The organism is Polynucleobacter sp. SHI8 (assembly GCF_027944005.1).
Taxonomy (GTDB): Bacteria; Pseudomonadota; Gammaproteobacteria; order Burkholderiales; family Burkholderiaceae; genus Polynucleobacter.
This window is the reverse complement of record NZ_AP027204.1, coordinates 80,982-106,221: the sequence shown is the minus strand read 5'-3', so window position 1 is coordinate 106,221 and position 25,240 is coordinate 80,982. Positions and strand designations below refer to the sequence as shown.

Genomic DNA, 25,240 nt, shown 5'->3' with positions numbered 1-25,240 from the left:
ATTAATGCCTTAATTTATAACCTTTTTTAAGCATGCTCAGCGCTAGCCAAGTGACTAGCAACATACAAATAAGCAATACTAGCAAGCTATGATACGGTGAAACGTCAGAATCCCCAAAAAAACCATACCTAAATCCATCAATCATATAAAAGAATGGGTTGAAATGAGATACGGTTAGCCAGAACGCTGGTAATGAATGAATCGAGTAAAAAACTCCTGAAAGCATGGTGGCGGGCATGATGATAAAGTTTTGTGAGGCCGCTAGCTGATCAAATTTATCAGCCCAAATACCGGCAATTAATCCCATCGAACCCAATAAAGCAGAACCTAATAAGGCAAATATGAGTATCCAAATAGGTGCTTCAAAAGGAATCTTTGTAAACCAAATCGTGACCATAAAAACACCGCAACCAACAGATAACCCTCGAATCATGGCCGCCCCCACATAAGCGGCAAAAAACTCGATATGAGATAAGGGAGCTAACAAGACAAATACTAAATTACCGGTAATCTTGGATTGAATCAATGAAGACGATGTATTTGCAAATGCATTTTGCAAAATACTCATCATCACTAGGCCTGGGATCAGAAATGCGGCGTATTCATAACCGTAAATTTTGGGGCTATTTGCCAAAATATGCCCAAAAATCAATAAATACAATACAGCCGTTAATATGGGCGCTCCCACTGTCTGAAATGCCACACTATAAAATCGTCTTACCTCTTTACGAAATAAAGCCGGAAAGCCACTTTGGATGCTTGCTTCAGGTAAGACACTTACCGGAATGAGGGGTTTTACTTGTTCCATTTATTTTGACTCCGCCATGATTTTTACAAAGACAGCCTCTAAATCGGCGGCGCCATCATCACCCAAAATCTTCGCTGGCATTCCAGGTGGGCGATGTTTAGCAAGTAAATTTTGTGTTGTATCGAGTGCAACAACACGACCTTGCTTGAGCATCGCAATCCGCCCACAGAGGGATTCTGCTTCTTCAAGATAATGCGTAGTAAGAACAATGGTATGTCCTGCTTGATTGAGTCGGCTAATAAACTGCCACAAAGATTGCCTTAACTCCACATCTACACCGGCTGTAGGTTCATCCAAAATAATGACGGGAGGGCGATGCACTAGGGCTTGAGCTACTAAGACGCGACGCTTCATTCCACCAGACAAAGAACGCATATTGGCATTTGCTTTATTGGTTAAGTCGAGATTGGCCATGATCTCGTCGATCCAATCGTCATTTTTACTCAGGCCAAAATAGCCCGACTGAAAGGTCAAGGTTTCACGAACGGTAAAAAAGGGATCAAATACTAATTCTTGTGGCACAACACCTAACTTTCGACGCGCTAGACGAAAATCTTTTTGCACATCATGCCCCATGACTTCAATAGTGCCTGAATCAGGGGTACATAAGCCAGCCATACTCGAAATTAAAGTGGTTTTACCTGCGCCATTTGGCCCGAGCAAACCAAAGAACTCACCTTGTTCTACTTCAAGGGAAACACCATCTAAGGCAACTAAGTCTCCATAACTTTTTTTTACCGCACGAATTGATAATGCAGACATTAGATACCCACGGGTCCTTTTAATTGAAGTATGTCATCCAAACCATAGACTTTTGATAAGACTTGAAGCTTATCGGGGGCACTCACAATTTGTAGATTTGGGTTGATGCGTAGCCATGCTAAAAAAACTGCAATGATCGATGAATCAAATTCAAGCAAAGCCGACGCGTCAATTTGACCCTCTTGCGCCTGAAGTTGCTTCAAACCATTCTGACGAACTTCTATCGCATTTTGATGATTCACCACATTGGGTAAAAGAATCATTACTTGGCTTTCGCTAAAGCAGCATTACGGTCTTGTAAAAACTTGAGTAAGCCGTCAATGCCATTGGCACTAATTTGGTTGTTAAATTGGCCACGATACGCCTCAATTAACCAAGCTCCTAAAACATTCAAGTCATAGAGCCTCCAGGTTTCACCGACTTTTTCTAGGCGATAATCAATCTGGATGGCATCGCCCTTATTCATAACCTGAGTTTTCACCACGACTTCAGTGTCGGTTGGGTCCATGCGAAAAGGTTTATAGGTCACGGTTTGATCTTTTACTTGGGTCAGAGCACCCGCATACGTGCGCATCAATAAAGTCTTGAACTCGGTAGTAATTTGCTTTTGTTGTTCAGGTGTCGCACGACTCCAATTTTTTCCCATCGCGAGTTGTGTTGTTTTTTGAAAATTCGTGTAAGGCACAATTTTTGCATCAACGAGTGCCATCACTTTATTCACATTCCCTGCTTGAATATCTTTGTCTAATTTAATGCTATTCATCACATCAGAAACCAAGGTTTTAACGAGGCCATCTGGAGTTGCATCAATCGGCTGTGCAAACGGCGCTTTAGTTACAAGCATGGTGGCTATCAACATCATTGCGAGTATCCAATAGCGGAGTTTTAGCAACAACGTTGGCATAGTCATTAATTTGGCAGAAGTATGTTTCATCGTTAACCTTTTTTATAGACCTTTCATTTTAAATCTTTTTTGATGTTATCTATTAACGAATGCGACTTTCTTCTTTCTCCAACATTTCCTCTGGAATATCGTCATCTTCTTCAATCAGTGGAGGATTGCCGTCATAAATACGATTTCTTCTTCTTTGAATATAGGCATCACGCACAAAGGTGTATTTATCAAATGCAGCTTCCTCAAGCAAGTTGGAAGAGTTTAAATATTTAGAGCGTTGGTCAATCACCCTTACCCCAGTAATGGTATTTCTGAGGGGGATATCGTTGATATAGTTAATTAAGATATCCGTTTGTAAATCAGCAAACCAACCAACTGTATCTCTGACGTTGCTAGGACCGAGTAAGGGTAAGACCATATAAGGTCCATCTCCAATGCCCCAGACACCAAATGTTTGTCCAAAATCTTCATTGTGTTTTTCTAGACCAGCGTCGGTTGCCACATCAAAAATACCACCAATACCCATCGTAGTATTAATAATCACCCTAGTTAAATCATCAAAAGCTGTCTTGGGTTTACCTTGAAGTAATTGATTCACGGCTGTATAGACATCACCAATGTTTGCAAATACATTAGAGAGTCGATTACGTATAAATTCTGGAACTATAAACTCATAAGTTTGCGTTAACGGTTTGACCAAATACTTATCTAAACTCTCGTTGAACGAGAAAACATTACGGTTCACTAGCTCCCAAGGATCTTTTTTTGATCTAGGTTGCCCTTCAGGAATGGATGCACAACCAACAAATACGGTAGTCATTACTCCTAACAGAAGAATCTGGAGATATTTTTTCCAGTGACTGGGTAATATTTTCATTATTAATCTTTTTCTTTTCCAGCATCTGCGGCTTTGTTATACAAAAATTGGCTGATTAAATTTTCTAGCACAATCGCTGACTGAGTTTGTGTGATTTTACTTCCCTGAGCCAACATCTGGTCATCGCCACCTGCCTCGATTCCAATATATTGCTCTCCCAACAAACCTGAAGTCAATATTTTGGCAGAAGAATCTTTCGGAAAATGAAAGTTTTCTTCTAAATTTAAGATTACAGTGGCTTGATAAGTTTTATCGTCAAACTGAATAGCGGCAACTCTGCCCACGACAACGCCAGCACTTTTTACTGGAGCACGTGGCTTTAAGCCACCAATATTGTCAAATTTTGCCGTGACGCTGTAATTTTTTGCAAAGCTAAATGAGCTCATGTTGCCAGCCTTGAGCGCTAAAAATAAGAGCGCTACAAAGCCTGTAACGACAAATAAACCAACCCAAAAATCTAAAGAATTTTTTTTCATAATCCAATCACTTTGATTTAAACCATCTTAAGTAGAAAACATGACAGCAGTTAATAAAAAATCCAAAGCTAAAACGGCTAAAGATGAAATCACTACGGTTCTGGTTGTCGCAAGGGATACTCCTTCAGGTGTTGGCTTAGATTCATAGCCTTGATATAGGGCGATGAAAGTTACTGCAATGCCAAAAACCACACTTTTAATTACCCCATTTCCAACATCTTTAAGAACATCAACCCCGCCCTGCATTTGTGACCAAAAAGCCCCGGAATCAACTCCTATGAGAGGCACGCCAACTAAATAACCGCCAACAATCCCTACTGCACTAAAAATAGCCGCCAAAATTGGCATGGCTATAACCCCAGCCCAAAAACGTGGTGCAATCACTCTTGCAACTGGATCAACAGCCATCATTTCCATGGCAGATAACTGTTCACCGGCTTTCATTAAACCTATTTCAGCGGTGAGTGAGGTTCCAGCTCGACCCGCAAATAATAGTGCTGTGACCACTGGACCTAGTTCTCTAGTTAATGAAAGTGCAACAAGCAGACCTAAAGCTTGCTCAGACCCATATCGATTGAGTGTGTAATAACCTTGTAGCCCCAAAACAAAACCAACAAATAGGCCTGACACAGCAATAATGACAAAGGAATAATTTCCAAGAAAAAATACCTGATCACTCACTAAACGAAAACGTTTAAGAAGGCCTGTCGATCTGCTAATAACAGTGGTGAACATCTTTGTCGCATGACCAATTCCTGCAATATTCGAGCGCACAAAACTACCCAAACGGGTAATCCGGTTAACCAATTCACCCATCATGATGCGGCTCCCTTTATACCAAAATCGTCTTGCAAGGTTTTCCCTGGGTAATGAAAAGGTACAGGTCCATCTGGCTGAGCGTCTATAAATTGCCTGACGAATAAGTCCTCGGACTTCATTAATTCAGCAGGTGTGCCTTCGGCAGCTATTTTGCCATTCGCTATAAAGTAAACATAATCGGCGATGCCAAAGGTCTCTGGTACGTCATGAGTCACCAAAATACTCGTCGCCCCCAAGGCGTTATTCATTTCTTTAATGAGTCTGGCGGTAACCCCAAGTGCAATGGGATCTAAACCAGCAAAGGGCTCATCGTACATAATCAGTGGTGGATCGAGTGCCACTGCTCTCGCAAATGCAACTCTTCTTGCCATCCCCCCAGAAATTTGCGAGGGCATTAAATCTCTTGCATTACGCAGCCCAACGGCATTGAGCTTGAGCATCACGAGATCAGTTATCGTCTGCTCATCTAGGGGTGTATGTTCGCGTAAAGGAAAAGCTACGTTTTCAAAAACACTCATATCTGTGAATAGTGCGCCAAACTGAAACAACATACCCATTTTGCGTCTTATTTGTATTAAGCCTTCATTATTCAGTAAGCCAATATCTTCGTTTTCAAAAAGTACTTTGCCCGAGTTTGCTCTAACCTGACCGCCCAGTAGGCGCAATACTGTTGTCTTACCGCAACCTGACCCACCCATGACTGCGGTTAATTTACCCTTGGCAAAAGACATGTTTAACCCTTCAAGAATATTTCTTTCTTGAGGTGCATATGAAAATGTCACATTTTCAAGGGTAGCGATAGTTGTGCTATTCAATGATTGCATAACTTAATTATCATGCAATCTTCATGAAAACCCTAAATTACTTGATTATTTACGGCTGACTTGCTTGTAAAACATCGTCAAAAATGGCTACTGCGCGTGTCCAGCCTGCGGATGCTCCTCGTATTTTGTGAGGAAAACAACTGATATAAAAACCATCTGCAGGTAATGCTTCAAGATTGTGTAGTTTTTCTAGATGACAGTAACCAATATCCCTCCCTGCTTTATGGCCTTCCCAGATCAAACTGGAATCTTGTGTGCTTTCGAATTTTTTTTGTGTATGCACAAACGGCGCATCCCAACTCCAGCCATCAATACCGGTTAATCGTATGCCGCGTTCAAGTAAATACATCGTTGCCTCGTAACCCATACCACATCCTGAACTCACATAATCATCTTGCCCATATCTCGAACCAGCGCGCGTATTCACAACAACGATTTCTAATGGCTTTAATTCATGATGGATTCGTTTGAGCTCTTCTTCAACATCTTTTGCTGTCACCACATAGCCATCTGCAAAATGACGAAAATCTAATTTCACACCAGGTTGGAAACACCACTCCAGTGGAACTTCATCAATCGTTTTGGATTTTTTCTGCTCACCTAAAGCTTTATCCATGGTGCTATGAAAATGATAAGGGGCATCTAAATGCGTGCCGTTATGCGTTGAAATCGTTGCCACTTCAACCGCCCATCCCTCACCATCTGGTAAATCATTTTTTTGTAAGCCGGGAAAAAAGGTAGCAATTCGCTCGACCGTATCTTGATGAGTGAAGTATTCAATCTTCGGCTTGAAGGATGGGGGATCGCTCAGTACATCATTTTCTAAAAAAATAGAAATATCAACAAACTTTCTAGGCATGTCAGTCTCCGAAGTATTTTTGGAATTAGTTTATATATTACTTCGAAATCTACATCGCAATTAATTTACCGAACGGGTAATTTTTGATGATTTTAACCTTTTAAATACTACAATTTCCCGATAGGGTAATTTATGTAGATAATACCGTTTTACATGCTATAATTTCCCGAAAGGGAATTTTTATGGCAATGGTAAAAATGGAGTCCTCCTCACAAATCGGAAACGCAGTGCGATTGGCGCGCAAGAAACTCGCTTTGACTCAACCCCAGTTAGCTTTAGCAGCTGGTGTAGGTGTCCGGTTTATTGTTGATTTAGAGGCTGGGAAACCGACGATACAACTCGAACGTATGCTTCAAGTATTACACGCTTTAGGTGGCGACATTCATATCGGTGGCCTTAAAGGTTTAAACGATGGAGAGTAATACATTAGCCGTTTGGTTGTTTAATCACCTAGTTGGTTACTTATCTTTGGATAAAGGAAAACTCAGTTTTTGTTATACGTCTGATTGGTTAAGTGACATTCATGCTCAACCTCTGTCCCACTCACTGCCATTGCAAGAGAAGGTTTTCGACGATAACTTAGCTCGCCCTTTTTTTTCTGGTTTACTTCCAGAAGGACGCCCACGTCGACTTATTGCGAAAGAATTCCATATTTCGCTTCAAAACGATTTTTCTTTACTAGACATCATTGGTGGTGAGTGTGCAGGTGCAGTGAGCTTTATCAGGCCCCAAGAAAAATTACTGTCACCTCATTTAAATGATGCTTCGAAAAATATTAAATGGCTAAGCGAATCAGAACTACTTCACACCTTAGAAGAGTTACCCCTTCGACCCATGCTTGCGGGTGATGGAGAAGGCTATCGACTTTCACTTGCTGGAGCTCAAGACAAACTACCGGTAGTTTATGATGGCCATCGAATCGGTTTGCCTCTGCATGGCATGCCGAGTTCTCATATTTTGAAACCAACCATTCTTGCGGTAAATGATAGTGTTACCAATGAAGGGTTTTGCATGGCTTTAGCAAAATTGATGCAACTTCAACCCGCAAACGCCATCATTGAGCAAGTTCAAGGAGTTCGATTTTTGCTGGTTGAGCGTTACGATCGTGTCAAGAATTCTGATGGCATCTTACATCGCTTACATCAAGAAGATTTTTGTCAAGCATTGGGCTGCGTTCCTGAAATGAAATATCAAAATGAAGGTGGCCCAAGCCTGGGACAATGTTTTGATTTTTTACGAAACACTACAAACCCTCATGCGCCTCAATTACTGCGATTTTTTGACTATGTTGTCTTTAATACACTTATTGGCAATCATGATGCTCATGGGAAAAATTTCTCGCTTCTTTACGATGGTAAAGTAGCTACTTTGGCGCCACTCTATGATGCTCTATGCACAGCGGTTTATCCAAAACTTACCTCAAAAATGGCCATGAAAATCGGTAGTAAATATAAATTTAGCGAGATTCATATGAGGCATTGGGATGAATTATTAGACAGCGCTAAGCTCAATAAGTCACAAGGTAAAAAACACATTATTAGTATTGCAAAAAGGCTCGTCATTCAAGCTAAAGATTTGCAATCAAATCCCCATGCAGGATTTTCTAATAATGACATTGTGAATCAAATTGTTAACTTAATCGAACAAAGATGCTCATTAACTATTAAGCGTCTGAGCATTCATGCGCCACAAGAATAATGGTTCGTTGCCGAACCATTATTTTATCTCGGTAGTACGCTTGCGCCCATTAAATACTCATCGACAGCCTTAGCGCATTGACGTCCTTCACGAATCGCCCAGACAACGAGTGATTGTCCACGACGCATATCGCCAGCTGCAAATACTTTCGGGTGATTGGTTTTATAAGCTTGATCACCTTCAGTCGATGCCTTAGCATTGCCACGTTGATCTTTTTCAATACCAAACCCACTCAAAATCTGCTGAGCAGGGGAAACAAATCCCATGGCTAAAAAGACTAAATCCGCTTTCATCTCAAATTCAGAGTTAGGCACTTCCGTCATCTTGCCGTCTTTCCACTCTAGACGCACACCTATCAGTTTCTCTAACTTACCGTTTTTACCTTCAAAACGTTTCGTCGCTACTGACCAGTCACGTGAACAGCCTTCTTCATGTGATGAAGAAGTTCTTAACTTCGTTGGCCAATACGGCCAGACCAAAGGCTTATTTTCTTCTTCTGGTGGCTGTGGCAGTAACTCAAATTGACTGACTGATTTAGCACCATGGCGGTTGGATGTTCCTACGCAATCGGAACCTGTATCACCACCACCAATCACAATCACATCTTTTCCACCTGCATGTATTTGGTTTTTGTCATCTCCAGCAACTTCTTTATTTTGCGGAATCAAAAACTCTAATGCAAAATGAACGCCCTCTAGTTCGCGGCCTGGAATCGGTAAATCTCTTGGTTGCTCTGCTCCACCGCTAATAATGACGGCATCAAAATCTTGCAAAATTTGGTCTGGATCAATTCGTTGCTGTGAGTAATCTTTAATCGACGGATCAAGCTGTTCTTTACCAACAAAAACACCTGTCTTAAACGTGACGCCCTCAGCTTGCATTTGTTCGACGCGACGATCGATCAGCCATTTTTCCATCTTAAAGTCAGGAATACCATATCTGAGCAAACCACCAACACGATCATTTTTTTCAAAAACCGTCACGTCATGACCGACGCGAGCGAGTTGTTGCGCTGCGGCCATGCCAGCAGGCCCAGAACCAACAATTGCAATTTTTTTACCAGTTTTATGCATTGGTACTTGCGGTTTAACCCAAGACTTTTCCCAAGCACGATCAATAATGGCATGCTCAATCGATTTAATACCTACCGCTAAATCATTAATCCCTAATGTACATGCTGCTTCACATGGTGCCGGGCAAATACGGCCAGTAAACTCTGGGAAATTATTTGTTGAATGCAAAACTTCAATTGCTTGCTGCCAATCATTGTCATACACCAAATTGTTAAAGTCCGGGATGATGTTGTTGACTGGACAACCATTATTACAAAATGGAATACCACAATCCATGCAACGTGCACTTTGTGTTTTGGCTTCATCATCTGTGAGCGCTGCAACAAATTCTTTATAGTGTTTGACTCGCTGAACAGGCACTTCATAATGTTCAGATAATCTTTCGAACTCCATAAAACCAGTAATTTTTCCCATACGACTCCTCTATTCTTTCTATTCGCTGACCAGTATTAAACCGCAGTTACTTGTTGTTGATTACTTTGTGCTTTAGCCCATAACTCGCCAAGTGCACGCTTGTATTCTGTTGGGAATACTTTGACAAATTGTTGACGTGCAGTATCCCAGTCACGCAAAATTGCCTTAGCTTGTTCTGAACCAGTGTGTTTAAAGTGACGCTCAATTAAATCCTTTAAGATGACTTCGTCAGTTAAACGTTCACCGCCATCTTTTACATCAAGTGGCGCATGCCATTGCTCTTTCGGAATCAATTGTTCTTGCTCACTTGACGGTAAGACTTTCTCTAGGAGAGCCATTGTCGTATTACAACGCTTCGCAAACAAGCCATCTTGGTCATACACATACGCTATTCCACCACTCATACCAGCAGCAAAATTACGGCCAGTATCGCCAAGAACAACAATCGTTCCTCCGGTCATATATTCCGCGCCATGGTCACCAGTGCCTTCAACAACTGCAATGGCACCCGAGTTTCTAACTGCAAAACGCTCGCCAGCCACTCCGTTGAAATACGCCTCACCACCAATTGCGCCATACAACACAGTATTACCAACAATGATGTTGTCCGCGGAGTTTTCTTTAAACTCATTGGGTGTTCTAACAATCACGCGGCCGCCGGATAGTCCTTTACCGACGTAATCGTTTGCATCACCTACGAGATCAAATGTCACGCCATGCGCTAAGAATGCGGCAAAGCTTTGTCCAGCTGTGCCGTTAAACTGCACATGAATTGTGTCATCTGGTAGGCCGCCATGGCCGTATCGTTTTGCAACTTCACCAGACATCATGGCGCCAACCGTTCTGTTGACGTTACGGACGGGGTGAATAAATGAAACTTTTTGACCAGTTTCAATTGCAAGATGCGCTTTATCAATTAATTCATTATCTAAAGCATTACCTAAATTATGGTCTTGAGTTGATACTTGTCGACGCTCATTACTCATCACATGAACTGGCTGGGCAAAAATTTTCTTAAAATCAAGTCCTTTGGCTTTCCAATGTTCAATGCCTTTTTTGGTGTCTAATAAATCAACGCGCCCAACTAACTCATCAAAAGTTTTTATTCCTAGTTGAGCCATGATTTCTCTGACTTCTTCAGCAATGTAGAAGAAGAAATTAACAACATACTCTGGCTTTCCTGAAAACTTTGCACGGAGCACTGGATCTTGGGTTGCCACACCTACTGGGCAAGTGTTGAGATGACATTTGCGCATCATAATACAGCCTTCAACAACGAGTGGTGCTGTTGCGAAACCAAATTCATCGGCACCGAGTAATGCACCAATCACAACATCACGACCTGTTTTCATTTGACCGTCAGCTTGAACACGAATACGTCCGCGTAGTCCATTAAGTACTAATGTCTGTTGCGTTTCAGCTAAGCCTAATTCCCATGGTGATCCTGCATGTTTAATGGAGGATAAAGGTGAAGCACCTGTGCCGCCATCATGACCAGAAATCACAACATGATCTGCCTTAGCTTTCGCAACACCAGCAGCAACTGTCCCGACACCTACCTCAGATACCAACTTCACTGAGACATCGGCTTTTGGATTAACATTTTTTAAGTCATGAATCAGTTGCGCCAAATCTTCAATAGAGTAAATATCGTGATGTGGGGGTGGTGAAATTAATCCTACTCCTGGGACGGAATAGCGTAACTTTCCAATATAGTCAGATACTTTACTGCCGGGCAATTGACCGCCTTCACCAGGTTTTGCTCCTTGAGCCATCTTAATTTGTATTTGATCGGCTGATGATAAGTACTCTGCCGTTACACCAAATCGTCCTGATGCCACTTGCTTAATTTTTGAGCGTAATGAATCTCCCGCTTGTAATTGAATATCTGCCTCAATCACATCTTTACCTAATTGACTTGCAAGGGTTTCACCTGCAGCAATAGGAATACCTTTTAATTCATTTCGATAACGATTCTGATCTTCGCCACCTTCACCGGTGTTTGATTTACCACCAATTCGATTCATGGCAACTGCTAACGTAGCATGTGCCTCTGTTGAAATTGAACCTAAAGACATTGCGCCAGTAGCAAAACGTTTCACAATCTCTTTTGCGGGTTCAACTTCTGCTACATCAATGGCTTTACTTGGGTCTAACTTAAATTCAAATAAGCCACGCAAAGTCATATGTCGACGACTTTGATCGTTAATTAAGTTGGCATATTCTTTAAATGTTTGATAACCACCTTTTTCTGGTCCAACACGTGTTGAATGTTGCAGCTTAGCAATAGAGTCAGGTGTCCACATATGATCTTCACCACGAACACGATAGGCATATTCGCCGCCCGCATCCAACATATGTTGCAGTACCGGATCTTCACTAAACGCGAGGCGGTGCATCCTTAGCGCTTCTTCCGCAACATCAAATATACCGATACCACCAATATTTGAAGCTGTGCCCAAGAAGTATTTATTGACTAATTCTTCTGAAAGTCCAATCGCTTCAAAAATTTGCGAACCTGTATAAGACATGTACGTGGAGATACCCATTTTTGACATCACTTTTTGTAAGCCTTTTCCAACGGCTTTGACAAAGTTTTTGATGGCTTTTTCTGGTGATAAGTCGCCCGTAAATCCTTCTGATAATTGGGCTAAAGTTTCCATCGCCAAGTAAGGATGTACTGCTTCGGCACCATATCCGGCTAACAATGCAAAATGATGTGTTTCTCTTGCAGATCCAGTCTCAACAACAAGTCCAGTACTCGTTCTTAGGCCTTTTTGCACAAGATGCTGATGGATCGTTGATGTTGCTAGTAATGCCGGTATTGCTACATACTCTTGTGAAATCTGACGATCACTCACAATCAAAATATTAAAACCTAACTTAACGGCATCAACAGCTTCTGCGCAAAGAGAAGCTAATCGCGCTTCGATACCATCTTTACCCCATGCTACCGGATAACAAATATCTAATTCGTGCGCTCTAAACTTACCGCCTGTGTAGTGTTCAATATGTCTGATTTTAGTAATATCATCAAAATCTAATATCGGTTGACTTACTTCTAAACGCATTGGTGGATTGATATTATTTGTATCGAGAAGATTTGGCTTAGGGCCAATAAACGATACGAGTGACATCACCATGTTTTCGCGTATAGAGTCAATCGGCGGATTGGTCACTTGCGCAAATAATTGTTTAAAGTAGTGATATAAAACTTTATTTTTATTCGACAATACTGCGAGTGGGCTGTCATTGCCCATCGAGCCGACAGCCTCTTCACCCGTTTGTGCCATTGGCGCCATTAAAAATTTGAGATCTTCTTGTGAATACCCAAATGCTTGTTGACGATCTAATAATTTGGCGGCAGGCCGGATGTGTTGCTGATCATCTAATTGATCTACTTTTTTAACATCAATAATATCGAGCTTGATACGAACGGCTTCAATCCAACTCTTGTAAGGTTTTGCTTTTGCTAATGACTCTTTAAGCTCACCATCTTCAATGATGCGCCCTTGCTCCATATCGATGAGGAACATTTTTCCAGGTTGCAAACGCCATTTTTTGACTATTTTGCTCTCAGGAAAATTTAATACTCCTGCTTCGGATGCCATCACAACTAAATCATCGTCTGTGACATAGTATCTTGCTGGACGTAGTCCATTTCTGTCGAGGGTTGCACCGATTTGACGACCATCTGTAAAGGCAATTGCTGCTGGCCCATCCCATGGCTCCATCATTGCAGCATGGTATTCGTAAAAGGCACGACGATTATCGTCCATGAGCGTATGTTGTTCCCAGGCTTCTGGAATCATCATCATCATCGCATGTGCTAATGGATAACCAGCCATGACTAAAAGCTCTAAACAATTATCAAAGCTTGCTGTGTCTGATTGTCCTGGATAAATTAACGGCCACAGTTTTTCCAAATCACTACCTAAAACGGGTGACTTAATACCACCTGTTCTGGCATTAATCCAGTTCACGTTTCCTTTAACGGTATTGATTTCACCGTTATGTGCAATCATGCGATATGGATGGGCTAATTCCCAGGCAGGGAAGGTATTCGTTGAAAAACGTTGATGAACCAATGCCAAGGCTGAAACAACAGCTTCATTTTGTAAATCCGTATAGTAATCGCCCACTTGGTTGGCTAAGAGCAGCCCTTTATAAACGATGGTTCTAGCTGACATCGAAGTTACAAAATATTCTTTGCCATGTTGTAACTCTAAATTTTGTATCGCATGACTTGCTGATTTACGAATCACATATAACTTGCGCTCTAATGCATCGGTGGTCATGATATCTCTACCACGGCCAATAAAAATTTGACGAATGACCGGTTCAGAAATTCTGACATTTGGCGACATTGGCATTTCAGAATCTACCGGCACATCGCGCCATCCCAAAATCACTTGACCTTCGATACGAACGGTTCTTTCCAATTCTTGCTCACAAGCTAGACGTGACGCACTTTCTTTTGGTAAAAAAACCATCCCGACACCATACTCACCTTCTGGAGGTAGTTTGATCTCTTGCTTAGCCATTTCCGCACGATAAAAAGCGTCAGGTATCTGTATCAAAATCCCAGCGCCATCACCCATTAGGGCATCAGCCCCGACAGCTCCGCGATGGTCTAGGTTTTCTAAGATCTTTAATCCCTGCTGGACAATACTGTGGGCACGAAGCCCCTTAATGTGGGCTACAAAGCCTACACCACAGGCATCGTGTTCATTTCTTGGGTCATATAACCCTTGCTGTTCTGGTCGCAAAAGAGATGGATTTAACATTGTACGGTCCTAAAAAAAGAGAAAGGTATTCATATTCCATATAGGAAAAACCCTAATTACCTTCACACTATAGGGGAATTATTCAATGACATCAAACAATTTAATGACAACTCTGTCCCCATTGATCTAATTATACTTATAAATCAGATTTTTTTAAGGGGACAGAGTTGTAGGTCAATGATTAAAAAGCCTTAGGGTGGGAGGCTTTTTTCTAAGACAATATTTTCCCAGTGTCGTTGACGCTCAAATGGGGTGTTCCCCAATGCCCAAAAATGTAATACATCTTGTAAGCCATAGTTTGGTTCAAGCCCAATATGAATTTTATAGCTTGACCAGACATAATCCTCTAGTTTCTGAACAAGGCGCTCTTTGAGCGGACTTTGTTCAATTTTCTTTTGAAATAACAAAATTTCTGGATCATTTTCAATGGCATAGGAGTAATATCTGCCAGCCCAAATACTGCCTTTGTGTTGGTACATTTGGTTATATAGCTGTGTAAATCTCCTGCATAGTGATTGCATGGTTCTAGCTAAAGAGGCATCAAATAAAGGGGTAACTAAAATTTGAGTTTGGTTTGGCAAAATCACATAGGCATGGAGCGTTAACTTGTAATTTTTTGCAGCATCTCTTAACCAAGCTAAAAACTCGAGTTTTAGATCATCTCTTTCAAATATGGATAACGAAGGGATACCACGCAACACAACGTAATACACTTGCCCAGGAATGATCTGGCGAGCTTTTCTAACCACAACTAGTCCATGAGGGATGTGTAGGATGCCCGATTGGTAAATTCTGGAACTGTCCAATCGCCATCAATACTCACAACTCCTTCAGGTGGGGAGCGCGGGGACTCTGGCACACCTTCTAATGCTTTAGCCATATAGTTAATCCATATTGGCAAAGATAAACCACCGCCAGTTTCATTACTTCCTAAACTTTTTGGTCGATCAAAGCCCATCCAAACGACTGCACATAAGCTGGGGTGATACCCGGCAAACCAAGCATCATGAGCATCATTGGTTGTTCCCGTTTTACCTGCAATATCACTTCTGCCTAATTTTGCTCTAGCAGTCGCAGCAGTTCCCGATCTTGTTACTTCCTGCATCAAACTGTCCATCACAAAGGCGGTTTTTTCATCCAGCACGCGCTTTGATTCATCACCCACCGAACTTGCTGGTGCCTGGAAAATGACCCGGCCCTTTCCATCCACAATCTTACTAATTAAAAAAGGATTCACATCAAATCCACCATTTGCAAAAATACTATAGCCTACGGACATTTGTAATGGCGTCGCAGACCCCGCACCAAGGGCGAGGGTTAAATATGGGGGATTTTTTTCTGGTGGAAAACCAAAGCGTTGAATGTATTTTTGGGTATATTGAGTTCCTACTGATCGCATAATACGAACTGAAACTAAATTCTTTGAACGTGCTAGTGCGCTTCTGACTGTCATCACGCCATCAGTTTTGCCATCATAATTTTTTGGCTCCCAAGCTTTACCGCCGGTCTCAGAACCCCCAATCGATAAGTAAGCATCATTTACCAAAGTTCTCGGCATAATGCCTTTCTCAACCCCAGCGGCATAAATAAATGGTTTAAATGAAGATCCTGGCTGACGTTCGGCTTGGATAGCATGGTTGAATTGAGAAACTTTAAAATCAAAGCCACCCACCATTGCATTAATTGCTCCTGTTTTAGGATCTAATGAAATCAATGCTCCCTGAACTTCAGGCATTTGCACAATTTGCCAAACACCATTGCTGGTTTGTGAAACCCGAATAATGGAACCAGGTTTAATTTGAATTTTAGGTTGTGCCGTATTGACAAGACCCTCTCGACCAATCCGCAATCCATCGGGTTTAATTCGAATCGTTTCACCCGAGGATACAAATACCTGTACTTCTTGAAGACTAGCCTTTAAAACAACCCCAGATTGCATGTCATCACTAGCAGGGTGATCGATTAAAGCTTCATCAAGTACACGTTTACTTTCCTTGCTTTCAAGATTATTTTTGGGCAAATCCACAAAACCTTCTGGTCCACGATATCCATGTTTAAGGTCATAGTCCAAAATGCCTTTTCTTAGGGCTATATATGCCGCTTCTTGTTTGGTTTTATTAATCGTTGTATAAACTTTTAAGCCTTGTATATAAACATTTTCTCCATACATACTGACTAATAAACTTCTTGCATATTCAGCGGCATAATCTGCATGTACGTTGAACTCTTTACCGAGTCCTTTCACTTGTAACTCTTCCAAGATGGCATTGCCATATTCTTCATTTGTAATGTACTTAAGATCACGCATTCTTTGCAAAATATAGTCTTGACGTATCTTTGCTCTGCGAAAATTAACTACTGGGTTGTAGGCTGAAGGTGCCTTTGGTAAACCAGCCAACATGGCCGATTCAGCAATCGATAAATCTTGAACTTCTTTGCCAAAATAAATTCTTGCGGCACTTGCAAAACCATAGGATCGTTGACCTAAATAAATTTGATTCATATAGAGCTCTAAAATTTTATCTTTTGAGAGATTTTTTTCTATTTTTAGAGCTAGCAGAATTTCGTAAACTTTACGATTGAGGGTTTTTTCATTCGTTAGAAAAAAATTACGCGCGACTTGCATTGTTATCGTCGAAGCGCCTTGAGAGTATTTACCACTTAAGTTGACTAATGCCGCCCTAGCAATGCCTTGAAGGTCTACTCCAGGGTGATCATAAAACCGGTCATCTTCAATGGATATCACTGCATTTTTAAGGCTGGTAGGAAATTCATTAATACGAGTAACATTACGTCGCTCCTCTCCATATTCACCAATCATATCGTTGTCAGCTGTATAGATTCTTAACGGGACTTTAGGGCGATAGTCTGTAATAACTTCTAGTGATGGCAAATTAGGGGTCGCCAATATAACAATATAGGCAAGCATGATCGCGGCACTTAGAATGCCCGCAATTGCCAAAATAACAATGCCGAAAATGAATTTTTTCAACATGACACAACCCCAAAAGGAGTATTTCCATGGCGTTGAAAATAAGACTTACCTAGCGCTATATGGGCTGAATTTTGATTCATGCTTCGATTATAAGGAAGGCAAGACAAGTATCGATACTTTCTGACAACAAAATCATCCAATTTGACCCCCCATTGGGCTTTCCTGGCTTTAAATTCTTGTGAACAATAGCGAATGAACCTATTTTCTATCTCATCTTCCACAAAAATCGATCCTGAAACTGGTGAGGTACTTCACCTCAATTCCCAGGAGCCATTACACACCTCTAATAAAGACGTTAAGGGATTTATCCAAAAAAATATAAGTTACGTTTTGTTACTTGTGTCGATTCTTAACGCTTCTACTGTAGGTATTGTTTACTACTATTTGAAAAATGATATTGCATTCATGCATTCACAATTCGACTCCCTTTTCGTAGGGGTTGAAGAAAGTGAAGCGCGGGTTGAGCAAATGATGGAAAACGTGGAAGAAATGAACAATAAAATTTCACAAGTATTGGAAGAGGAAGAGGAATTTGCGAGTAAAAATTTTTGGGGTGATGCACAAACGGCATCCCATCTTCAAAGCATTAAATACATGGGATTTTATGAGGTCAATCGACAACGAATTGCTTATACAAAATCACAATTAGGCGATCGATTTTTAACGCAGAATGAAGCTTTTAATGATCACTGGCGAGTCAAAGAGATTACCGAACTTTATCTCACCCTTGTTGGTGAAAATGATAAAACTTACACGATTCATAAATTGGAGAATTAATGAAAAATTGGATCGTCTGTCTGCTTTATCTTTTCTCAAGTGTGGCATTCTCAAAATATCAATTGCCTGAAAATAAATTAAATCTATCTTTTAAAAATGTTGAGTTAAAGGATGTTTTTGAAATACTAGGACAAGCAGGCAACATTCATTTTATTGGTCATCAACACCTTGAAGGTACTACGGACTTAATTGCTAAAGATGTCACTTGGAAACAAACCTTTGAAATGGTGCTGCGTAGTCACGGGCTTTATTTTGTGCAAAATGGCAATATGATTTGGGTGGCGCCGCCACATGTGATTAAAAACAACTCGCAAGCTCTTTGGGATAGTCTTAATCATGTGGAAGAACATCCTCAACAAGTTGCTATTGAAGCGTTTATCGTTGAAGTAGACCATCGCTTTAGTCAGGAGTTAGGTGTTAAATTAAGTTTGTTAAATAAGCCTAAAAACTCCTCTTCAGACGGAATCCAATCTAGCTTAAATGCAGATCTAAAAGCTGGGGTCAGAAATGGCCTTCATCCGGTTACTGGAAGTATCACGGTTATCTCTAAAGGGGCAAAACAAATTCTTCAAGCTGAGTTAAGTGCTCTAGAAACCAATGGCAAAGGAAAAATTATTTCTAACCCGCGCATCGTTACTACACATCAAGTGAGCGCAGTCATTGAACAAGGTACTGAAATACCTTACACAACGAATTCAAAAGAAGGGTCTAAGGTTCATTTTCGAAAGGTGAATTTGAGGCTTGCGGTCATCCCCGAAATACGCCCAGAATACATCAAGCTTGATGTTGAAATATCCAAAGATTCCCTAGGCAAGCAATTTGGGAATGGGCACTCAGTGAATACAAGGGCTTTAAAGTCTTCGCTGATGGTTGAGGAAGGTGGCACGGTCATGATCGGTGGTGTGTTTATTACTGTCGAACGAGAAGAAACCGTTCAGGTTCCATTTCTTGGTGACTTACCAATCATTGGACGGTTATTTCAGCATACTGAAAAAATAAATGATAAAAATGAATTATTAATATTTTTAACGCCTACATTGATTGATCACAATGGTCAAAATTAGAAAATGAACAAAAATTTTGATTCTGTCTCGACCCTGCGTAAAATTGATGTATGAAATCTGTTCCTAAAAATATATATCTCATTGGCCTCATGGGGGCTGGCAAATCTACCGTTGGCAAAACCTTGGCTAAACGACTCGGAAAAACTTTTTTTGATAGCGATCATGAAATTGAAAAACGCTGTGGTGTAAAAATTCCTACTATTTTTGAAATGGAAGGTGAGGAAGGTTTTCGAAAAAGAGAGGCTGCTGTCATTAAAGACTTAACTCAATTGGAAGATATTGTTTTAGCCACAGGCGGTGGCAGTGTCTTAATGCCTGAAAACCGCTCGTTACTGCATGACAACGGTTATGTTATTTATTTGCGCGCAAACCCTCATGAACTTTGGATTAGGACAAGAAATGACAAAGGTAGGCCCTTACTCAATACTGCTGACCCTCAAAAGCGCTTTAAAGAGCTATTTGAAATACGTGACCCTCTATACTCGTCTATAGCGCATCAAACGATAGAAACCGGTAAGCCGAATGTTACCCAATTAACCAACAAATTAGTGATGCAACTGGAGTTAGATTCATGAACACATTACAGGTTGATCTAGGTAATCGCTCCTATCCAATTTACATTGGTGAAAATCTTATTCAAAATCATGAATTATTTGCTCCACATGTGCGTGGTCATCTAAGCATTATTGTTACCAACCCCACAATTGCCCCTTTATATGCTGATCAAGTTGAAAAGTCCTTAAAGCAAATTGGTCAACAAGTGGTCAGGGTCATCATTCCTGATGGTGAAGCTCATAAAAACTGGGAAACTTTACAACTTATTTTTAATGGCTTAATGGCAGCTGGTGCTGACCGTAAAAGTACCATCATCGCTCTTGGTGGTGGTGTTATTGGTGATATGGCAGGTTTTGCTGCAGCTTCTTTTATGCGAGGTATTGCTTTTATACAAATACCGACAACCCTCCTTTCTCAAGTAGATTCATCAGTAGGTGGTAAGACGGGTATCAATCACCCGTTGGGAAAAAACATGATTGGTGCGTTTCATCAACCTGTAGCCGTCATTGCTGATTTACGCACACTAACCACTCTCCCGCCGAAAGAACTTGCTGCTGGTCTTGCGGAAGTTGTTAAACATGGTGCAATCGCCGATGCTACCTTTTTATCCTGGATTGAATCTCATATCTCGGAACTGAATGCTTGTGACCTATCAGCAATGGAACATGCTGTATTAAGATCTTGTGAAATCAAATCGGCTGTTGTAGCTGCTGATGAAAAAGAAATCGGCATTCGTGCTCATTTAAACTTTGGCCATACCTTTGGACATGCCATCGAAGCAGGAATGGGTTATGGTGACTGGTTACACGGTGAGGCGGTGGGTTGCGGAATGGTTATCGCTACTGAATTATCCAAGGAGCTAGGCTATATTACTGCGCAAGAAGTTGAGAGACTAACGCATATGATTGCCGCTCTTCATTTACCAATATCACCTCCAGTTTGGCCCGTTGGGAAATACTTAGATTTGATGTCTCATGATAAAAAGGCCGAGCTAGGAACTATTAAGTACGTTGTCCTAGAAAAACTCGGGCAAGCCAATGTACAAAAAGTTCCTAATGCAACCATTGAAGCCGTTTTAAAGCGCTTTGGAGCAACATGAGCTTAGAGCTAGCGCCATATAGTGCGCAAGCACAAACCTCTTTGGGTAGAGTTCATACGGAGCCATCGGAACCCACTAAATCAGGTAGAAACCCATTTCAAAGGGATCGGGACCGCATTCTTCATTGCGCTGCATTTCGGCGCTTAGAATACAAAACCCAAGTTTTTTTAAATCATGAGGGTGATGACTTTCGTACACGTCTAACGCATAGCCTAGAAGTGGCCCAGATCGGGCGGGCTATTGCAAGACGCCTACAACTCAATGAGGATTTAGTCGAGGCAATATCTCTTGCGCATGATCTTGGACACACGCCTTTTGGGCACGCTGGTCAAGATGCTTTAAATGCCTGTATGCATCAACATGATGGTTTTGAGCATAACCTTCAAAGTTTATGGGTGGTTGATGAGCTCGAGGAAAGATACCCGACATTTAATGGTCTTAATTTATCTTATGAAACGCGTGAGGGAATCTTAAAACATGTGTCACGGAAAAATATCCGTATCCATGGCGAATGGTTGGGCAATCTCGCTGATCGATTCGAGAATAATCTTCAGCCCAGCCTTGAGGCTCAATTAGCCAATATTGCCGATGAAGTCGCCTACAGTAATCATGATATTGATGATGGGATTCGTTCTGGTTTGTTAGAAATGCCGTCTCTGAATGAGACTGAATTATGGAATACTAGACGACAAATTGTTCTTAAGATGTATCCTAATCTTGAGGGAAGAAGGCTACGACATGAGGTCATCCGACATATGATTCATGTACTGATTGATGACTTGGTCAACAACTCCAAATTACTGATAGAACAGTATCAACCGAAGTCCATCGACGATGTGCGACATTTACCTCCATTGATTTCATTTTCAGACTCGATGAAAAATCAAGTTGTCGAATTGAAAAGCTTTCTATTTAAAAATTTATATCGGCATCCAAGGGTGGTTGATGTAACTCAAGGAGCCGCGGCACAAATTGAATTTATGTTTAGTTTTTTTCTAGAAAATCCTCATGAAATTCCTGCGCACTTTAGAACGCAGGATATCAATCATCCTCATCGACGTATCGCGCACTATATAGCGGGCATGACAGACCGTTTTGCCCGTAGCGAATTTATGCGCTTTAGCTCTTAATCTTTCACTGCAAAACTGATAGCACCCTGAGTTGAGATATATCTGGAGACGGCAGCGTAAAACTCTTCATTCGTTTTTGTGTCAAGCCATAAGGGCTGATATTTTGTTCCAGCCCACTTAAAATGAAATCCACCCTCCTTTGCGGCAACCCATAATTCATGTAAAGGAGTTTGCAGATTTATTACGATCACCGTCTTATTTGGAAAAGAAATATTTAAGACACTCGCTTGCCTTTCCAAATCCACATCAAAATCTGTGCTTTCAAATAGGCGCTCAAGTTCGTTTTCAATTTTATCGAGAGCAATTCCCGCTAAATTTTTAAACTCTGAATCGGTAATTTTTTCAACTTTAGTTGGCAACATATCTCAGTCTTTTTCAATAGTGAACGCATTTGGCTTCATAATATGGGAATCATGAAACAATTTGCAAAATTACATTTTAGTTTTCTTCTTGGCTTAGGTGGCATTCTTTTAATAACCCTTACTGCTTGTGGGGTTAGGGGACCATTGTATTTACCGCCGCCCCCTCCAAAGCCAGAGAAACCCACGAAAGTCGAACCCGTAGGGATTCAGTTTCCTACACCATCAGCACCTCAAACTACCCCTTCGAATAAGCCCTAATTTTTATGGATCAATTACCTAAGCTTCTTGGATTTCAATTAAAAAACCAAGCATGGTTCGCTGAAAATGTTTCTCTGGTCAGTATTGCCCAAGAGTTCGGTACACCTTGCTATGTCTATAGCAAACAAGCGCTGATTGAAGCTTTTGCTGCTTATGAAAAGGCTTGCTTACGGACTGATGGTAGCCGTAGGGCTAGGGTTCATTTTGCAATGAAATCCAATAGTAATTTGGCGATTCTAGATTTATTTGCAGGTCTGGGTGCTGGCTTTGATCTCGTAAGCGGTGGAGAATTAGAGCGTGTCATCGCTGCCGGTGCTTCACCTGCCGTATGTGTTTTTTCTGGGGTGGGTAAATCCGTTTCAGAAATATCTCGAGCTTTACAGGTTGGTGTCAAATGTTTTAATGTGGAATCAATCCCTGAACTCACCCGCATCAATGATATCGCCCAACAGCACAATTTAATTGCACCTATCTCACTTCGTGTTAATCCTGATGTAGATGCAAAAACTCACCCTTATATTTCTACCGGATTAAAAGATAATAAATTTGGGATTGCTTACGAATCTGTCATTGAAACTTACTTGACAGCTAAAAGCATGTCGCATTGCAAAATTATCGGGATTGATTGCCATATAGGATCTCAAATTTTGGACATTGCCCCCTATATCGATGCCCTTGATCGAGTCTTTATGTTGATTGAGGACCTTGGCAAACGCGGTATTGAAATTCATCATCTCGATATTGGTGGTGGTCTTGGAATTGATTATGGTGGGGATGTAGCCCCAAATATTACTGATTTTGCTAATACCTTGTTAAATCATATTGAATCTAAAGGATTTGGTCATTTAGAAATTATTTTTGAACCTGGTCGTTCTCTAGTGGGTAATGCAGGTCTTCTTTTGACTAAGGTTGAGTATTTAAAACCAACTGAAGCCAAAAATTTCTGTATCGTCGATGCCGCAATGAATGACTTAATGCGGCCTGCAATGTATGAAGCTTTTCATCATATCGAACCGATACTACAAAAATCCATTCCCCAAGAGATCTATGATGTTGTTGGTCCTGTTTGTGAAACAGGTGATTGGCTTGGAAAAAATCGGTCACTTGCCGTCGAGCAGGATGATGTCCTCATGATTCTTTCTGCTGGTGCCTATGGCTCTTCCATGTCATCTAATTACAATACAAGGCCAAGAGCTGCTGAGGTAATGGTCAGTGATCAGACGTCCTATCTCATCCGCGAGCGTGAAACAGTTCAAAGCTTGTTTTCAGGTGAGCATCTTTTGCCCAAAAAAAATGAGGGCTAAGCCCTCATTTTGGTAACTCAAATCAGGTTATTGTAGTCCAGCGATATAGTCTGCAACCGCTTGCATTTCTTTATCGTTTAACTTCGCAGCGATGGTATTCATCTGTGCGTTTTTACGCTCACCACTTCTAAAGGTAACTAATTGTGATTGTGTATATTCTGCCCACTGTCCACCTACGCGTGGATATTGAACAGGGATGCCTGAGCCAGAAGGGCCATGACATGAGGCACATGCCGGAACATTTTTCGCAGCAATTCCGCCACGATAAATACTCTTACCAAGTTCGATCGTATCTTTGTTTCTCGCAGTACCTGGTTTATGGGTTTGTTTTTCTAAATATGCTGACACATTTTTCATATCAGCTTCAGTGAGAAGCATAGACATACCCATCATGACTGGATTTGCGCGCTCGCCTGATTTGAAGTGTGCGAGTTGTGTCGCTAAATACGTTGCATTTTGTGCGGAAAGTTTTGGCCAAGTTCCTGAGCCGCTATTGCCATTGGCGCCATGACACCCAACACAAGCCGTAATCCCTCTTGCGCTATCTCCATTGGAATACAAAGCCTCACCAGCAGAAATGTCTGGTTTTGCAGGCTTTGCGGATGGCTCACTTGCTTGAAGTTGTGCAGTTGCACCTAAAAAAGCAATAAAGACAAATACAGTCAAGTTTTGAATAATATTTTTTAACATAAGTGATAAGCGCATAATAGTGTTTAGAGATTTCTTTATTTTATATACGTAATTTTACAATAGCTTCAATTTTTCGATCATTTATGTCAAAGCTTCAACAAGCCAAGTTTTTTGTTACGGTCAATCATCTAGCCGACTTACCCAAGGACCCCCTCCCGGAAATTGCTTTTGCGGGAAGGTCAAACGCTGGAAAATCGACTGCAATTAATGTGCTTTGCTCCCAAAAACGCCTTGCTTTTGCAAGTAAAACCCCCGGTCGAACCCAACATATTAACTTTTTTTGTATACCAGATAAGGAACTTATCTTAGGTCATTTAGTGGATTTACCAGGTTATGGTTATGCAAAAGTTGATCGGAAAGTACAGGCTCATTGGGAAAATTTGCTAAGTAAGTACTTACAAGAAAGAAATCAGCTACGCGGGATGGTGCTGATTGTTGACTCCAGAAGGGGCATCACAGACCTCGATCGAAATATGTTGGAGTGGTTTTGTCCAACGGGTAAACCAGTCCACTTGTTGATTACAAAATGTGACAAATTAAATTTATCAGAAAAATCCCTAGTGATGAAAGCTGTTAAAGATGAATTAAAATCCTTAAATGATTTTCACCCACATTTTGGCGAACTCACTGCACAATTATTTTCAAGCACCAAACGAATTGGTCTCGAACAGGCGGATGAACTTGTCTGTAAATGGTTAATTAATTAAAGGCTTA

At 41.1% G+C, this 25,240-nt stretch carries 25 protein-coding genes; 10 read left to right on the top strand and 15 right to left on the bottom strand.

The genetic code is table 11. The features are described 5' to 3' along the window. Position 1 precedes the first annotated feature (1 nt). The 9 genes from QMN06_RS00600 to QMN06_RS00560 form a co-directional block, all read right to left on the bottom strand. A complete protein-coding gene (locus tag QMN06_RS00600) occupies positions 2-808 on the bottom strand; it encodes an ABC transporter permease (protein ID WP_281970557.1) in 807 nt (268 codons plus the stop codon). Further along, a complete protein-coding gene (locus QMN06_RS00595; protein ID WP_281970556.1) occupies positions 809-1,570 on the bottom strand; it encodes an ABC transporter ATP-binding protein in 762 nt (253 codons plus the stop codon). After that, complete coding sequence (locus tag QMN06_RS00590) at positions 1,570-1,833, bottom strand: STAS domain-containing protein (RefSeq protein WP_281970555.1); 264 nt, start codon at positions 1,831-1,833, stop codon at positions 1,570-1,572. Before QMN06_RS00590 ends, QMN06_RS00595 begins: the two co-directional genes overlap by 1 nt. Then, positions 1,833-2,432: an ABC transporter substrate-binding protein gene (locus tag QMN06_RS00585; protein WP_281971694.1), complete on the bottom strand. Its 600-nt coding sequence runs from the start codon at positions 2,430-2,432 to the stop codon at positions 1,833-1,835. Before QMN06_RS00585 ends, QMN06_RS00590 begins: the two co-directional genes overlap by 1 nt. Positions 2,433-2,556: 124 nt before the next feature. Next, a complete protein-coding gene (locus tag QMN06_RS00580; RefSeq protein WP_281970554.1) occupies positions 2,557-3,342 on the bottom strand; it encodes a VacJ family lipoprotein in 786 nt (261 codons plus the stop codon). 2 nt (positions 3,343-3,344) lie between these two features. After that, positions 3,345-3,818, bottom strand: coding sequence for an outer membrane lipid asymmetry maintenance protein MlaD (gene mlaD, locus QMN06_RS00575; protein WP_281970552.1), 474 nt, complete (start codon positions 3,816-3,818; stop codon positions 3,345-3,347). A 27-nt stretch (positions 3,819-3,845) separates the two neighbouring features. Continuing rightward, positions 3,846-4,634 carry a lipid asymmetry maintenance ABC transporter permease subunit MlaE gene (gene mlaE / locus QMN06_RS00570; RefSeq protein WP_281971693.1) on the bottom strand — a complete coding sequence of 263 codons (789 nt, stop codon included), beginning with the start codon at positions 4,632-4,634 and terminating at the stop codon, positions 3,846-3,848. Next, the gene (locus QMN06_RS00565; RefSeq protein ID WP_281970550.1) at positions 4,634-5,461 is read right to left on the bottom strand and encodes an ABC transporter ATP-binding protein; all 828 of its coding nucleotides are present in this window, start codon (positions 5,459-5,461) and stop codon (positions 4,634-4,636) included. Before QMN06_RS00565 ends, mlaE begins: the two co-directional genes overlap by 1 nt. A 49-nt stretch (positions 5,462-5,510) precedes the next feature. Beyond that, entirely contained in the window at positions 5,511-6,320 is an 810-nt protein-coding gene (locus tag QMN06_RS00560; protein ID WP_281970549.1) for a cyclase family protein, read from the bottom strand. A 182-nt stretch (positions 6,321-6,502) separates the two neighbouring features. Between QMN06_RS00560 and QMN06_RS00555 the strand changes: the two genes are divergently transcribed. Together QMN06_RS00555 and QMN06_RS00550 are read left to right on the top strand one after the other, a co-directional pair. After that, entirely contained in the window at positions 6,503-6,742 is a 240-nt protein-coding gene (locus tag QMN06_RS00555) for a helix-turn-helix transcriptional regulator (RefSeq protein ID WP_281970548.1), read from the top strand. Next, positions 6,732-8,018: a type II toxin-antitoxin system HipA family toxin gene (locus QMN06_RS00550; RefSeq protein WP_281970547.1), complete on the top strand. Its 1,287-nt coding sequence runs from the start codon at positions 6,732-6,734 to the stop codon at positions 8,016-8,018. Before QMN06_RS00555 ends, QMN06_RS00550 begins: the two co-directional genes overlap by 11 nt. A 23-nt stretch (positions 8,019-8,041) precedes the next feature. Here the strand turns inward: QMN06_RS00550 and QMN06_RS00545 are convergent, their stop codons facing one another. From QMN06_RS00545 to QMN06_RS00530, 4 genes are all read right to left on the bottom strand, one after another. Next, entirely contained in the window at positions 8,042-9,505 is a 1,464-nt protein-coding gene (locus QMN06_RS00545) for a glutamate synthase subunit beta (RefSeq protein WP_281970546.1), read from the bottom strand. 35 nt (positions 9,506-9,540) lie between these two features. Further along, complete coding sequence (locus QMN06_RS00540; RefSeq protein WP_281970545.1) at positions 9,541-14,292, bottom strand: glutamate synthase-related protein; 4,752 nt, start codon at positions 14,290-14,292, stop codon at positions 9,541-9,543. Between the two features lie 191 nt (positions 14,293-14,483). Further along, the gene (locus QMN06_RS00535) at positions 14,484-15,041 is read right to left on the bottom strand and encodes a transposase (protein ID WP_281970544.1); all 558 of its coding nucleotides are present in this window, start codon (positions 15,039-15,041) and stop codon (positions 14,484-14,486) included. A 2-nt stretch (positions 15,042-15,043) separates the two neighbouring features. Then, a complete protein-coding gene (locus QMN06_RS00530) occupies positions 15,044-17,287 on the bottom strand; it encodes a penicillin-binding protein 1A (RefSeq protein ID WP_281970543.1) in 2,244 nt (747 codons plus the stop codon). 192 nt (positions 17,288-17,479) lie between these two features. Here QMN06_RS00530 and QMN06_RS00525 point away from each other — a divergent pair, with 192 nt between their 5' ends. From QMN06_RS00525 to QMN06_RS00505, 5 genes are read left to right on the top strand one after another with little or no spacing between them, the layout of a single operon-like run. After that, entirely contained in the window at positions 17,480-18,064 is a 585-nt protein-coding gene (locus tag QMN06_RS00525) for a hypothetical protein (RefSeq protein WP_281970542.1), read from the top strand. Further along, the gene (locus QMN06_RS00520) at positions 18,064-19,128 is read left to right on the top strand and encodes a type II and III secretion system protein (RefSeq protein WP_281970541.1); all 1,065 of its coding nucleotides are present in this window, start codon (positions 18,064-18,066) and stop codon (positions 19,126-19,128) included. Before QMN06_RS00525 ends, QMN06_RS00520 begins: the two co-directional genes overlap by 1 nt. A gap of 50 nt (positions 19,129-19,178) precedes the next feature. Next, positions 19,179-19,703 carry a shikimate kinase gene (locus QMN06_RS00515; RefSeq protein ID WP_281970540.1) on the top strand — a complete coding sequence of 175 codons (525 nt, stop codon included), beginning with the start codon at positions 19,179-19,181 and terminating at the stop codon, positions 19,701-19,703. Next, the gene (aroB, locus tag QMN06_RS00510; protein WP_281970539.1) at positions 19,700-20,782 is read left to right on the top strand and encodes a 3-dehydroquinate synthase; all 1,083 of its coding nucleotides are present in this window, start codon (positions 19,700-19,702) and stop codon (positions 20,780-20,782) included. Before QMN06_RS00515 ends, aroB begins: the two co-directional genes overlap by 4 nt. Further along, positions 20,779-21,912: a deoxyguanosinetriphosphate triphosphohydrolase gene (locus tag QMN06_RS00505; protein ID WP_281970538.1), complete on the top strand. Its 1,134-nt coding sequence runs from the start codon at positions 20,779-20,781 to the stop codon at positions 21,910-21,912. Before aroB ends, QMN06_RS00505 begins: the two co-directional genes overlap by 4 nt. On the opposite strand, the gene cyaY is transcribed toward QMN06_RS00505, so the two are convergent. Beyond that, positions 21,909-22,274, bottom strand: coding sequence for an iron donor protein CyaY (gene cyaY / locus QMN06_RS00500; protein WP_281970537.1), 366 nt, complete (start codon positions 22,272-22,274; stop codon positions 21,909-21,911). The genes QMN06_RS00505 and cyaY overlap by 4 nt on opposite strands. Before the next feature lie 51 nt (positions 22,275-22,325). Here cyaY and QMN06_RS00495 point away from each other — a divergent pair, with 51 nt between their 5' ends. Both QMN06_RS00495 and lysA read left to right on the top strand, forming a co-directional pair. After that, complete coding sequence (locus QMN06_RS00495) at positions 22,326-22,532, top strand: lipoprotein (protein ID WP_281970536.1); 207 nt, start codon at positions 22,326-22,328, stop codon at positions 22,530-22,532. 5 nt (positions 22,533-22,537) lie between these two features. Further along, positions 22,538-23,836, top strand: coding sequence for a diaminopimelate decarboxylase (gene lysA / locus QMN06_RS00490; RefSeq protein WP_281970535.1), 1,299 nt, complete (start codon positions 22,538-22,540; stop codon positions 23,834-23,836). Positions 23,837-23,863: 27 nt separating this feature from the next. Here lysA and QMN06_RS00485 read toward each other — a convergent pair whose 3' ends face one another. Continuing rightward, positions 23,864-24,541: a c-type cytochrome gene (locus tag QMN06_RS00485; RefSeq protein ID WP_281970534.1), complete on the bottom strand. Its 678-nt coding sequence runs from the start codon at positions 24,539-24,541 to the stop codon at positions 23,864-23,866. A 68-nt stretch (positions 24,542-24,609) separates the two neighbouring features. On the opposite strand from QMN06_RS00485, the gene yihA reads away from it, so the two are divergent. Beyond that, the gene (yihA, locus tag QMN06_RS00480; protein WP_281970533.1) at positions 24,610-25,233 is read left to right on the top strand and encodes a ribosome biogenesis GTP-binding protein YihA/YsxC; all 624 of its coding nucleotides are present in this window, start codon (positions 24,610-24,612) and stop codon (positions 25,231-25,233) included. The last annotated feature ends 7 nt before the right edge of the window (positions 25,234-25,240 follow it).

Bases quoted from the DNA above. Each gene is read 5' to 3' on its own strand.
- QMN06_RS00600 (WP_281970557.1), bottom strand. From the start codon at position 808: ATGGAACAAGTAAAACCCCTCATTCCGGTAAGTGTCTTACCTGAAGCA.
- QMN06_RS00595 (WP_281970556.1), bottom strand. From the start codon at position 1,570: ATGTCTGCATTATCAATTCGTGCGGTAAAAAAAAGTTATGGAGACTTA.
- QMN06_RS00590 (WP_281970555.1), bottom strand. From the start codon at position 1,833: ATGATTCTTTTACCCAATGTGGTGAATCATCAAAATGCGATAGAAGTT.
- QMN06_RS00585 (WP_281971694.1), bottom strand. From the start codon at position 2,432: ATGATGTTGATAGCCACCATGCTTGTAACTAAAGCGCCGTTTGCACAG.
- QMN06_RS00580 (WP_281970554.1), bottom strand. From the start codon at position 3,342: ATGAAAATATTACCCAGTCACTGGAAAAAATATCTCCAGATTCTTCTG.
- mlaD (WP_281970552.1), bottom strand. From the start codon at position 3,818: ATGAAAAAAAATTCTTTAGATTTTTGGGTTGGTTTATTTGTCGTTACA.
- mlaE (WP_281971693.1), bottom strand. From the start codon at position 4,634: ATGGGTGAATTGGTTAACCGGATTACCCGTTTGGGTAGTTTTGTGCGC.
- QMN06_RS00565 (WP_281970550.1), bottom strand. From the start codon at position 5,461: ATGCAATCATTGAATAGCACAACTATCGCTACCCTTGAAAATGTGACA.
- QMN06_RS00560 (WP_281970549.1), bottom strand. From the start codon at position 6,320: ATGCCTAGAAAGTTTGTTGATATTTCTATTTTTTTAGAAAATGATGTA.
- QMN06_RS00555 (WP_281970548.1), top strand. From the start codon at position 6,503: ATGGCAATGGTAAAAATGGAGTCCTCCTCACAAATCGGAAACGCAGTG.
- QMN06_RS00550 (WP_281970547.1), top strand. From the start codon at position 6,732: ATGGAGAGTAATACATTAGCCGTTTGGTTGTTTAATCACCTAGTTGGT.
- QMN06_RS00545 (WP_281970546.1), bottom strand. From the start codon at position 9,505: ATGGGAAAAATTACTGGTTTTATGGAGTTCGAAAGATTATCTGAACAT.
- QMN06_RS00540 (WP_281970545.1), bottom strand. From the start codon at position 14,292: ATGTTAAATCCATCTCTTTTGCGACCAGAACAGCAAGGGTTATATGAC.
- QMN06_RS00530 (WP_281970543.1), bottom strand. From the start codon at position 17,287: ATGTTGAAAAAATTCATTTTCGGCATTGTTATTTTGGCAATTGCGGGC.
- QMN06_RS00525 (WP_281970542.1), top strand. From the start codon at position 17,480: ATGAACCTATTTTCTATCTCATCTTCCACAAAAATCGATCCTGAAACT.
- QMN06_RS00520 (WP_281970541.1), top strand. From the start codon at position 18,064: ATGAAAAATTGGATCGTCTGTCTGCTTTATCTTTTCTCAAGTGTGGCA.
- QMN06_RS00515 (WP_281970540.1), top strand. From the start codon at position 19,179: ATGAAATCTGTTCCTAAAAATATATATCTCATTGGCCTCATGGGGGCT.
- aroB (WP_281970539.1), top strand. From the start codon at position 19,700: ATGAACACATTACAGGTTGATCTAGGTAATCGCTCCTATCCAATTTAC.
- QMN06_RS00505 (WP_281970538.1), top strand. From the start codon at position 20,779: ATGAGCTTAGAGCTAGCGCCATATAGTGCGCAAGCACAAACCTCTTTG.
- cyaY (WP_281970537.1), bottom strand. From the start codon at position 22,274: ATGTTGCCAACTAAAGTTGAAAAAATTACCGATTCAGAGTTTAAAAAT.
- QMN06_RS00495 (WP_281970536.1), top strand. From the start codon at position 22,326: ATGAAACAATTTGCAAAATTACATTTTAGTTTTCTTCTTGGCTTAGGT.
- lysA (WP_281970535.1), top strand. From the start codon at position 22,538: ATGGATCAATTACCTAAGCTTCTTGGATTTCAATTAAAAAACCAAGCA.
- QMN06_RS00485 (WP_281970534.1), bottom strand. From the start codon at position 24,541: ATGCGCTTATCACTTATGTTAAAAAATATTATTCAAAACTTGACTGTA.
- yihA (WP_281970533.1), top strand. From the start codon at position 24,610: ATGTCAAAGCTTCAACAAGCCAAGTTTTTTGTTACGGTCAATCATCTA.